Raw genomic sequence first — 11,753 nt, forward strand, 5'->3', positions numbered from 1 at the left:
AGGTTAGAACTCCATGGAGACGAGCAGGTTGTCGTCTTCCACTTTATGCTCCAGAATCGATAAAGGCCGGGTCGGAGGGCCAGCAATCGGCTGTCCCTGGGCGTTAAATCGTCCGGAATGACAGGGGCATTCAAACACGCCTGTCTCTTTCTGCCAGATCACATTACAAGCAAGGTGGCTGCAGGTTGATGAAAATATTTTTATTTTCCGGTTGTGATCGATCCGTGCCCACACAAAACCCCGTTGTGGAAGGACGATCCAACCGTCTTTTACCATAAATTCGTAGGAGAGCATGGTGAAGTTATTTTCTTCCAAATCCTCGACAGATCCCAAATTAATCCATTTGGTTGCGCTTTTTTTCAGGGCCGGTGAAATGACATAGGTCGTCAAGGGTATTCCAGTAATCAGTGCCGCACATCCGGAAAGTGCAGCTGTCTTTAAAAACATCCTGCGATCTGGATTGAGAATCCGGCTGGAAGAGGATAGATGGATGGATGACTTTTTTATACGGTCCATGGGTTCCTGCCTTTCGAAGAGAGCTTATTGGGCTTTATGTATATGCACTCTGATAAATGAGCAGGTACTAAGAGTTCACTGTGTAGCAAGGGCTTGGATTTAGAGTGCTTGGCAGAATCTGTCTATTATTCTATATTAATAATTTTGCATAATGTAAATCATTTTTTCTTACTTTATTGAAATATAGATAGATTTAATATAAATATCATGACAAAAATCCCATAGTCAAGATGAAACACCTTTTGAGGCAGCAGCAAGGTTCTGGAACAGGTGTTTAACAGGGCAGGAGGTAGGACACATGGAAGGATTTGATGCTGTTAAGGGCATTTTACATAAAATATACGGCACAAAAAAGGGGGCGCTTGCCTTTGATAAAATTCTTCCTTTAATAGAAAAGCTTCCAGTCAGAAAAAGAGAGGCGAATGAGTACTTTTCCCAGGAAGATGTGGTTTTGATAACTTATGGCGACTCCCTGTATTCAGACAGGGAAGCTCCTTTGAAAACGTTTCACGGTTTTGCCGCAAAACACTTCAAAGATGTATTTTCAACAATACATATTCTTCCATTTTTCCCCTACTCTTCTGACGACGGTTTTTCTGTCATTGACTTTTATTTGGTAAATCCAAAGCTTGGATCCTGGGAGGACATTAAATCATTGGGCGGCGATTTTCAGCTTATGTTTGATCTTGTGCTGAATCATGTTTCTTCAAAGAGCAAGTGGTTTGAAAAGTATTTAAATGAGGAACAGGGATTTGAAGATATTGCCATTGAAGCAGACCCCTTGATTGATCTGTCCGGGGTTACAAGGCCCAGGTCGCTGCCGCTTTTAACTGAATTTACAAAAAGTTCCGGAAAGGCTGTTAATGTTTGGACAACATTTAGCGCTGATCAGATAGACCTTAATTTTAAAAGCATTGATGTCCTTAAAAAGATGGTTGAGATACTGCTTTTTTATGTGGATCAGGGCGCAACTATTCTGAGGCTTGATGCAATTGCCTATTTATGGAAGGAGATCGGGACGAATTGTGTTAACCTGAGCCGGACCCATGATGTGGTGAAATTATTTCGAAGCATATTAGATCGCGTTGCCCCTGATGTCATGATTATTACGGAGACAAATGTGCCTCATGTGGAAAATATCAGCTATTTGGGAGATGGCCGGAATGAGGCGCAAATGGTTTATAACTTTACGCTGCCGCCGCTGCTTTTTTATTCCTTTGCAATTGAGGATTCAACGGCCTTGTCAAGCTGGGCAAAAGGGCTTTATTTAAAGTCTGAAGCCAATACCTTTTTCAATTTTACGGCCTCGCATGATGGTATTGGTGTGCGCCCGCTTGAAGGGATATTGCCTGAAGAGGAAATAGACAGGCTCATTAAGATTGTTAAAGAAAATGGAGGCAGGGTTTCATATAAGAGAAATTCAGATGGTTCGGAGAGCCCGTATGAACTGAATATAACCTATGTTGATGCTCTCTTAAACAAAAAAAACGGAGTTGATAAATATCATCCTGATAGATTTCTTGCCTCTCAGGCAATTCAGCTTGTTCTTCCGGGAGTGCCTGCCACCTATATCCACAGCATATTAGGTTCGCACAATTGGGAACAAGGTGTCAGGCAAACTCAAATGTCCAGAACCATAAACAGGGGAAAATTGCGACTGGATGATATTGTAAAACAATTGAAGGATCCCGATGGCTTTCGCTCAAGAATTTTTTTTTCATATATAGACTTGATCAAAATCAGGAAAAAACAGCCGGCCTTTCATCCAAACGCTTTTTTTGAAATACTGGAACTTGATCCAAAAGTATTTGCTATTTCAAGGCATTGCAAAGAACAGACAATATATGCATTAACAAATATTTCATCAACGCATGTTTCTGTATCATTGCCGAAAGGCAGCGGCGATTTTGATATGAAAGACCTTCTTGGCGGAAAGATATTTAAGACAAATCCAATCAGCTTAAATCCTTACCAGTTTGCGTGGCTTGTCACACAAAAATAAATCATTATTGATTATTGATTTTATTTCTTAACTTACCGGAACATTTAAATGTAACAACCTTTCTTGCCCTCAGCATCAAGTCGTTACCTGTAGCAGGGTTTCGGCCCCTTCGCTGCCTCTTGTTTTTTACGCAGAATTTGCCAAACCCTGAAACCAGGACATCCTCCTCTTTTTCCAGGGTGCTTTTAATAATTTCCAGAAGAGATTCGATGATATCTACCGCTTCTTTCTTGGTAAAACCAAGCTCATAAACCTTTTCAACAATATCGCTCTTGGTTAATGCCATGCTACCTCCTAAAAGAACTTGCTACGTCATTATCAATAATGATATATTGAGATTTTTGCAAAACGCCCCCTTTCGCCCAATTCCAGCGTCAGGCTCAAATTTTAATCCTCAAAATACTCAATGTATTCCCGCGGTTAAAATTTTCGCCTTTATTGAACTTGAACGAAATTGAACATTTTTCAAGGGTCTCGTGTTTATATAATTAGCTTATTTTATTATAATTTTTTCTTTAAGCTGTAAAGATGACTTTATTTATTCAGATTTTTCAAGTAAAAGCAACTTCAAATTTACTGTTTATAAGCTTTTTGGGCGCAAACAGGCAAATAGACTGTTTGCCGCCTATGAAAAGAGTATAACCTATTAAATATACAGATATTGAATATATGTCAAGATACTTTGGAGCCGACGGGCGGAGTCGAACCGCCTACCTGCTGATTACGAATCAGCTGCTCTACCGACTGAGCTACGTCGGCCTGGTAAATATCAGCCTGATAAATAAGAAAGCCCTACTTTGTTTATAAATCTAAATCAAGAAAAAAGTTCTATTAAAGCCTTAATTGATTTAATTCCTTGCAGAAATTCCGGAATTGAGTGCACAGGCCTGTCCGGGTCTGAAAGGGCATTCCTTGTCTCCAGAATATACATGGAGCACAGGATGCCTGTTGTTGTTGTAGCGGCTTCGTCAAAAGATGCTGAAATGCTTTTGGAAGATTTGCGCTTTTTTTCAAAAGATATTCAAAAGGCCTTAATATATTTTCCACCTTATAATATTTTGCCGTTTAAGCGTTTGTCATACAACAACGAAACAGCGGCAAGGCGGATAAGCGCTCTTTACCGTTTCATAGAGGGTGAAATGCCGCTGGTTGTAGTTACAACCGTAAGCGCCCTGCTGCAAAGACTCATTCCAAAGCTTATGCTGAGCGATTATGCTGAGCTTATAATGACCGGTGAAGATATTGACAGGGATCTTTTGATAGAAAAACTTATTGCCGGCGGTTATGTTAGAGCCGCGATTGTGGAGGAGCCAGGGGATTTTTGTGTTAGAGGCGGGATTCTGGATATTTATTCTCCGATGTATTCAGATCCGCTAAGGATCGAACTGGTTGGAGAAACCGTGGATTCCTTAAGATTTTTTTCAGCAGCAACCCAGCGCAAGACAGAAAGCATACAGGAAGCGATCATACTTCCGGCAGGGGAAGCGATCCTTAAAATGGAGCTTATTGATAAGATAATAGGCAGGATAAGAGAGCAGGCGTCTGCCCTTGATCTTCCGGTAACCAGAGTTAGAGAGCTGGTTGAGCGTATCAGGAAAGAGGGGGTGTTCCCGGGAATTGAGAGCCTTATCCCCTTGATATATCCTCAGCTTGACACACTGTTTGATTATGTTCCTGACAAGGCGCTTTTTGTTCTTATGGAACCAAAAGAATTAGAAGAGGCTGCCGGCCAATTTCAGGAGCAGGCGACAAAGAACTATCTTGCCGCCTGCAAAGAGGGCATACTGTGTGTTGAGCCTGAAGCTTCTTACATGCAATGGCCAAAGGCAAAGGAGCTGCTGTCTGAGAGGAACCCTCTGACAGTCAAAATGCTTCCTGTGTCGGGAGAGGGTTGGAACAAGGGGCAACCTTTTTTACGGATAGGCTTTAATGTTGAAGATAACTCTGCTGTCAGAACTGAACTTAAGGCTCATATGAAAAAAGAGGACCTTCTCCTGCCTCTTGCAAACTGGATTGATGACAGAAAACAGGAAGGATATGCCGCTCTTATTGTCTGCAGTTCCAGATTGCAGGCCGACCGTATTAAATCTCTTATGTTGCCGTACGGCATTGAGCTTGGAATTATTGACGGGTTCCATGTCGCTAAAGGCAGTAAATGGCCTGTGGCTGTATGCATTGGCCGGGTTTCATCAGGTTTTGTCTGGCAGGATGCGTTTTTGGCTCTAATTACAGAAGAGGAAATATTCGGTGTAAAGCACCACATAAAAAGGATTTCAAGACAAAAAGCAAAGGTTCAAGCCGGGATGCTTGAATTTACAGACCTGAAGAAAGGCGAATTTGTTGTTCATATTGAACATGGAATCGGTCGCTTTGACGGCCTGGTAAAGCTCAAGATAGATGGAACAGGCAACGATTTTCTGCTTATTATCTATAAGGATGATGATAAGCTTTATCTTCCTGTAGATCGAATGAGCATGGTTCAAAAATATATGGGGCTGGACGGAGTGATTCCGGTTTTTGACAAACTGGGCGGAAAATCATGGCAGCGGGTTAAGGAAAGGGTTAAAAAATCGGTTGAGAAGATCGCGGGGAAACTCCTTAAACTTTATTCTGAGCGTAATGTAAAGGAAGGCTATGCTTTTAAGGTAACAGACGGTGATTCGCAGGATTTTGAGGCTGGTTTTTCTTACGAAGAGACACCGGACCAGCTAAAGGCGATTGATGATGTGCTGCATGATATGGAGGAGCCGACACCTATGGACAGGCTTGTATGCGGCGATGTAGGATACGGAAAAACAGAGGTTGCCCTTAGAGCGGCCTTTATGGCTGTGAATAATGGAAAACAGGTTGCCATGCTGGTTCCCACAACAGTGCTTGCTGAGCAGCATTTTGAGACATTTGCAAACCGTTTTAAGCGTTATCCGGTCAATGTCGCCTGTTTAAGCAGATTCCGTTCCGCCTCCGAGCAGCGCTTAATTATAGATGAGCTTAAATCAGGAAAGATAGATATAGTTATAGGAACCCACAGGCTTATTCAGAAAGATGTTGCTTTTAAAGATTTGGGGCTTGTCGTGCTTGATGAAGAGCAGCGATTTGGCGTTAAACACAAGGAAAAACTGAAAGAAATCAGGCGCATGGTAGATATTCTGACCTTGACGGCAACCCCTATACCACGTACTCTTCACATGTCCATGATGGGAGTGCGTGATATTAGTATTATTTCAACACCGCCTGAGCATCGCCAGTCAATTATTACATACATTTCTGAGTTTGACGCGGCGGTTGTTTCAGAAGCAATACGGAATGAGTTGAAAAGAAAGGGCCAGATATATTTTGTTCACAATGATATTCATAATATATGGGCAATGGCAAACTATTTGCAAAAACTGGTGCCTGAAGTCAGGCTTGATGTAGCGCATGGCCGTCTTACGGAAGATGAGCTTGAGCTTGTGATGCTGCGGTTTTTCAATAAAGAGATCGACATGCTTGTTTGTACAACGATAATTGAGTCCGGGCTTGATATTCCTTCTGCTAATACCATTCTTGTTAATCGGGCGGACAGATTCGGATTGGCGCAGATTTACCAGTTGCGAGGACGTGTAGGCAGAGCTGATGAACAGGCTTATGCATACCTCTTTATTCCTGATGAGACAGCTTTAGGCAAGGATGCTCGGAAACGCCTGAAGGTATTAATGGAGCACAGCGATCTTGGGGCCGGTTTTCAAATAGCCATGAGCGATTTGAAAATAAGAGGGGGAGGCACAATCTTGGGCGCATCCCAGTCCGGCCATATAGCTGCGGTAGGTTATGACATGTTTTTAAAGCTCATGGAAAACGCGATATCTGAGCTTAAAGGAAAACCGGTTCAGGAAGGCCTTGAACCTGAGATTAATATATCTTTGTCAAGCTTTATTCCTGAATCTTATATTTCCGATATCAACCAGCGGCTTTCAGCTTACCGCCGCCTTGCAAAGATGACCGAGCTTTGCGAAATTTCAGATTTTAAGAAAGAGCTGCTTGACCGCTTTGGGGCCTTGCCAAAAGAGACAAACAATCTTTTATTAAAGATCATGCTTAAAGTATACGCAATAAAAGCCGGGGTAAAACGGCTTGACCTGGCCGGACAGCAACTCATTCTTTATTTTTCAGAGGCTCACCAGAAATATCCTTTTGGCATTGTTGATATGATTGTTGAGCAAAGCGATTGTTTTAGTTTTACGCCGGACCATGTGCTAAAAGCAAAACTGTCAAAACGCACCGCAGACGGTATATTATTGGAGACCAGAAACATCTTGAAAGAAATTATTCAACATGTTAACTGCTGAGCAGCAAAATACTTAAAGGATTAGTAACCGTTCACGGTTACCATTTATCAATGATAAGATACTCTACTAAATTGTTTCCGATGCTTGGCGCCTTATTGATTATTTATATCCTGACAGGGTGTGGTGATTATGGGTCTGATTCACATTCAGCACCCAGCGATAATTATTTAATTAGAGTCGGAGGCAGAGTCGTTACAACAGTTGACTTCAACAGTTCCTTTGAAATTATCAGAATGGCTTATTCTCATAATGCATTGCAGGACCCGGATTCTTGCAGGGGAGCCAAGTTGCGGCTTTTGAGCCAGTTGATAGAGGAGATGATTATATTAGAAAAGGCAAAAGAGCTGAATGTTGAGATTTCTGATTCAGAACTTGATGAAGCTGTTGCACGAATGAAGGGAGATTATGACGATAATGCTTTTGAGCAGATTTTACTTGAGAACGCTATTTCATACAATTCGTGGGAAAAAGAGCTCGGGAAGCGTTTGCTCATAGAGAAGGTGGTTGAAATAGAGTTAAAGGAACGTGTTGTAATAAGTCCCGAAGACATATCAAACTATTATGAAAAATATTATAATGGGGATGGAGTACCATCTGTCCTGTCCGGCGGTCCTGATAAGGAGGATGGTGATTTAAATAGAATAATCGTAAAAGAGCTGCGTAGAAAAAAGGCGGAAGAAGCCTATAAACCATGGATAGAGAATCTTAAAAAAAAATATTTGGTTGAAATAAACAAAAAAGAGTGGGAGAAAATCTCTCAAGCAGGTTCGGGGTCAAATTAATGGGTAAAAGTATTATAGAAATTGTTAAGCGTTCAGCATGTGGGGTAATATGTTTTATTTTGGTTTTAGGTTTTACCCCATTCAATATAGCAGACAGCGCAGAGGTTGTTGATCGTATCGTAGCTGTTGTTAATGATGATATCATTACATTTTCCGAATTAAACCAGTTTATAAAACCATATGCAGACAAAATCAAAACACTTGGATATCCTCCTGAGAAGGAGCGCGAAATGCTCTTCAAGATGCGCGATGATATACTCAGCCAGCTTATTGATCAGAAACTTACTGATCAGGAAATAAAACGGTTTAAGATTTCTGTAAGTGAAAAAGAGATTGATGCAGCAGTTGAGCGTATTAAAGAGATAAACTATTATAGTGACGAAGAGCTCAGACAAGAGTTGGCCGGCCAGGGATTAAACATGGGAGAGTATCGAAAAAATATAAGGGAGCAGATACTCAGGGCAAAGCTGGTCAACCTTGAAATCAAATCCAAGGTCGTTATTACCAGACAGGATGTAAAGTCATATTATGAAGCGCACAGCGATAAATATTGTGGAGAGAAAAAATACCGCCTCTGGAACATAATTATGAAAGTCCCTCCTTCCGCTGATGAAGCAAAGATGTCTTCAATTCAAAAAAGTATGCAGGCTGTGCTTGCAAAATTAAAGGCAGGGCAACCTTTTGAAGAAATGGCTGAATCCTATTCCGAATCTTCAGGAAGCCTCGACCTTGGATTATTTGCAATTAATGAGCTTTCACCACAATTGCAAGAGGCAATAAAAGGATTGGGTTCGGGTGAGTTTACCTCTGTGCTTGATACCGATTATGGATATCAGATATTTTATATTTCAGAAGTTATAGATAGTCCTGGAAAATCGCTGGAAGAGGTAACAGCCGAGATAGAAGAAAACCTTTTCGGAGAGATAGTTGATAAAAAATTCAGGTCATGGCTTGATGATCTCCACGAAAAATCTCATATAAAGATAATAAAATAAAAGTATAACCGTTCACGGGTTCAAGGTTTAAAGGTTCAGGGCTAATCGCGTTGCGATTTTTTATATAAAGATCAACTTAACCGTGAACGATTACATGTATTTTCTGATTTGGATGCGAAAGAATTAATTCAAGAGTTGAAATCAATATCTAAAATGCTTCAATCGTTGCATAGTTCATTGAAAAAACTGTGAACTGTGAACCTATAACTGTGAACGGTTACTACTATGATTAATAAAAATTCTCTTTCATTTGGATATTATCTTAAGGCGATACGGACCGAGAAGGGTATCAGCCTTGACGAGGTTTCAAAAAAAACCAGAATTAGAATAGGCAATCTCCTTCTTGTTGAAAAGGAGGATCATGACAGGCTGCCTGCCGAGGTTTTTGTTAAAGGATTTTTGCGCGCCTATGCGGAAGCTGTCGGTGTTGATGGGGTTGAAATTGTAAGGCGTTACACATCAAGTCTTAATACTTATAAGGCAAATGTAAGGTCCGAAGCGGATTTTGCCGAATTGAGCACAAGCTTTTGGCCTCATTTACTGCTGTCTCTTGGGGCGATGATATGTATTATCGCTTTATCTGTTTTTGCGATGTCTGCTTTTCGTGCCCCACTTAAGATCAACAGCCAGGTTAATACTAATGCGGGCGAGGATAATAAGGCAGGCAAAGATATTGACGACATTGCTCCCAAAGTCGATTACGGCAGTGAGTCAGACTCTGATTCAGCCGGCAAACAATCTGAAAAAAGTTTGTTGCTAAGTATAATAACAATTGAAACAACCTGGATAAAGGCAATAATAGATGGGCGTAAGCCGAAAGAATACAGCCTGGAACCCGGAGATCGCCTTGAGCTTGAAGCGTCGGCTGGTTTTAATTTATTGATCGGCAATGCAACAGGTGTTCAATTGATTTTCAATGATAAACCCATAGAGATTTTAGGAAACAGTGGACAGGTGGTAAATGTCCAGATCCCATAAAAATAATTATGCAAACTGATCGTCATAAAATACTTATTGAAAGCATCAGGAGATTAATGAGGCGGGAAGCCACAACCCACCTCATTAAGATCATCACCAAGGCACATGCCGCAGACCTGGCTGTGGTGCTCCATTCTTTGTCACCTTCCAATCAGATTAAGCTTTTTGACTTAATAAAGAACATTGAACAAAAAGCTGAGCTTTTCAGTGAGCTCAATCAAGATGTTTTTTTTAATATTATTGAAGGTATGGATCTGGATCATATTGTTGAGATAATGGATCATATGCCGACAGATGATGTTGCCGATCTGATTGGACGACTGCCGGAAGAAAAATCCGCTTCTATCCTTAAAAAAATGAAAAGGGAGGATTCTGAAGAGGTTGAAGGCTTGCTTAGTTACGGAGATGATACTGCAGGCGGCATCATGGTTCCTGATTTTATCGCATTAAGGGAGAATATAACAGCCAGAGAGGCCATTGAATCACTGCAAAAGGAGTATGCGAATGTTGAGATGCCGTTTTATCTTTATGTAGTGGATGAATATGGCAATCTGGTAGGCGTCAGTTCGCTAAGACAGCTTGTAGTGGTCCCTCCGGACACCCCGCTTAAAGATTTTATGGCAACAGACGTGATTTCAGTAAAAACCGACGTGGACCAGGAGGATGTGGCAAAAATCGTTGCGCGTTATGACATCCTGGCTGTGCCGGTTGTTGATGAATATGGCGTACTTGTTGGTATTGTTACAGTTGATGATATTATTGATATCATCAGGCAAGAGGCTACCGAAGATATATTGAAAATGGCAGGAGCAGGCGAGGAGTTTATTGAAACACAGTCTGTCTTAAAAAGCATAAGAATTCGCCTGCCCTGGCTGTTTGCGTGTTGTATCGGCGGGATAATCGCATCTTTTGTTATTAGCCACTTTCAAGAGAGCTTGAGCAAGGTAGCCTATATTGCGGCATTTATTCCTGTTATCATGGGGATGAGTGGCAATATCGGTATCCAGTCCTCCACTATTGTGGTACGTGGTCTTGCAACAGGTCGTCTTAACATAAGAGATTTATGGGTTGTTGTTTTTAAGGAGCTTACTATCGGCCTGATATTGGGTATAGTTTATGGGTTTTTCGTTGGCCTGGTTGTTCAGCTTCAATATAGCAGAGGGGCTCTCGCCTTATCCGTGGGGCTTGCTGTGATCTCTTCCATGTCTCTGGCAGCGTTTTCAGGCTCTCTGGTACCCATGTTCTTCGCCAGGTTAAATATCGATCCTGCTGTTGCTACAGGTCCTTTTGTAACAACGGCTATCGACATCGTCAGCGTATTCTTGTATTTTAATATTGCAGTAACCCTCCTTGGCATATAACGCATGTCAAGCTTCTCCACCCCTGCTATTATGCTCCGCCATATGGATTTTGGAGATTATGATCTTATAATTACCTTTTTTACATTAAATAAAGGGAAAATTTCTGTAATAGCCAAATCCGCAAAAAAAAGCGCGAAACGATTTGCAGGTATTCTTGAGCTCTTTTCCGTTTTAGATATTGTGTGCAGTTCAGGTCGCAGGCCGGGACTTTCTGTTTTACAGGAGGCTGCATTAAAACATCCATTTGCCGGAATAAGAGCAGATGTAATAAAGATGGCCTATGCAAGCTACTGGGCGGAACTGATTAATGAATGGATGGAAGAAGGCGGAAGGCAAATCCAGCTTTATCATCTGTTTCAGCATGTTTTATGCGAGCTCGATCTTGGGCAAATACCCGGCATGGCTCTTAGCGTCCAGTTCCAGATAAAATTTATGGCCATGGCAGGTTTTTGTCCGAACTTAACCTGCTGCAGCATATGCAAGATTGAACTTGAGAATATGGCAAAAAATCAGGTGAAGTTTGATCTTAAAAAGGGCGGGCTTGTATGTGAAAGGTGTGCGTCTGGATCGTCACGGCGGATATTTCTTTCAAAAGGGACTATAAAGCAGCTTCTCTGGATCAAAAACGTAGATTTGGACAAGGTGAGCAGGATCAAATTTTCCAGCCTGTCTTTAAAAGAGAGCCTGGAATTTATGGAAATGTTTGTGCCTTATCATTTGGGCAAGGAACCGCGGAGCCTTGCTTTCTTGCGTCAGATAAGACAGGAGCAGGGATTAAGGGGTAAGGATTAAAG

At 41.5% G+C, this 11,753-nt stretch carries 9 protein-coding genes and 1 tRNA gene; 7 read left to right on the forward strand and 3 right to left on the reverse strand.

Annotated features, from left to right (window positions below):
- Positions 1 to 3 precede the first annotated feature (3 nt).
- Positions 4 to 516 carry a ubiquinol-cytochrome c reductase iron-sulfur subunit gene (locus VMW78_08545; protein ID HUV51051.1) on the reverse strand — a complete coding sequence of 171 codons (513 nt, stop codon included), beginning with the start codon at positions 514 to 516 and terminating at the stop codon, positions 4 to 6.
- Positions 517 to 814: 298 nt separating this feature from the next.
- Here VMW78_08545 and VMW78_08550 point away from each other — a divergent pair, with 298 nt between their 5' ends.
- The gene (locus tag VMW78_08550; GenBank protein ID HUV51052.1) at positions 815 to 2,518 is read left to right on the forward strand and encodes an alpha-amylase family glycosyl hydrolase; all 1,704 of its coding nucleotides are present in this window, start codon (positions 815 to 817) and stop codon (positions 2,516 to 2,518) included.
- 4 nt (positions 2,519 to 2,522) lie between these two features.
- Here the strand turns inward: VMW78_08550 and VMW78_08555 are convergent, their stop codons facing one another.
- Together VMW78_08555 and VMW78_08560 are read right to left on the reverse strand one after the other, a co-directional pair.
- Positions 2,523 to 2,804: an integration host factor subunit alpha gene (locus VMW78_08555; GenBank protein ID HUV51053.1), complete on the reverse strand. Its 282-nt coding sequence runs from the start codon at positions 2,802 to 2,804 to the stop codon at positions 2,523 to 2,525.
- Positions 2,805 to 3,201: 397 nt separating this feature from the next.
- A tRNA-Thr gene (locus VMW78_08560) sits at positions 3,202 to 3,277 on the reverse strand.
- 38 nt (positions 3,278 to 3,315) lie between these two features.
- Between VMW78_08560 and mfd the strand changes: the two genes are divergently transcribed.
- The 6 genes from mfd (at position 3,316) to recO (ending at position 11,751) form a co-directional block, all read left to right on the forward strand.
- Positions 3,316 to 6,843 (forward strand): transcription-repair coupling factor, encoded by a 3,528-nt coding sequence (gene mfd / locus VMW78_08565; GenBank protein ID HUV51054.1) that lies wholly within the window; start codon positions 3,316 to 3,318, stop codon positions 6,841 to 6,843.
- A gap of 50 nt (positions 6,844 to 6,893) precedes the next feature.
- Complete coding sequence (locus VMW78_08570) at positions 6,894 to 7,625, forward strand: SurA N-terminal domain-containing protein (GenBank protein ID HUV51055.1); 732 nt, start codon at positions 6,894 to 6,896, stop codon at positions 7,623 to 7,625.
- On the forward strand, positions 7,625 to 8,620 hold the full coding sequence (locus VMW78_08575; protein ID HUV51056.1) for a SurA N-terminal domain-containing protein: 996 nt from the start codon (positions 7,625 to 7,627) through the stop codon (positions 8,618 to 8,620). Before VMW78_08570 ends, VMW78_08575 begins: the two co-directional genes overlap by 1 nt.
- Positions 8,621 to 8,845: 225 nt before the next feature.
- Positions 8,846 to 9,598 carry a RodZ domain-containing protein gene (locus VMW78_08580; protein HUV51057.1) on the forward strand — a complete coding sequence of 251 codons (753 nt, stop codon included), beginning with the start codon at positions 8,846 to 8,848 and terminating at the stop codon, positions 9,596 to 9,598.
- 8 nt (positions 9,599 to 9,606) lie between these two features.
- Positions 9,607 to 10,959: a magnesium transporter gene (gene mgtE, locus VMW78_08585; GenBank protein HUV51058.1), complete on the forward strand. Its 1,353-nt coding sequence runs from the start codon at positions 9,607 to 9,609 to the stop codon at positions 10,957 to 10,959.
- A 3-nt stretch (positions 10,960 to 10,962) separates the two neighbouring features.
- Positions 10,963 to 11,751, forward strand: coding sequence for a DNA repair protein RecO (recO, locus tag VMW78_08590; GenBank protein ID HUV51059.1), 789 nt, complete (start codon positions 10,963 to 10,965; stop codon positions 11,749 to 11,751).
- Positions 11,752 to 11,753: the final 2 nt, after the last annotated feature.

It is taken from the genome of Anaerolineae bacterium (assembly GCA_035529315.1).
GTDB lineage: Bacteria > Desulfobacterota > Desulfobacteria > Desulfobacterales > ETH-SRB1 > Desulfaltia.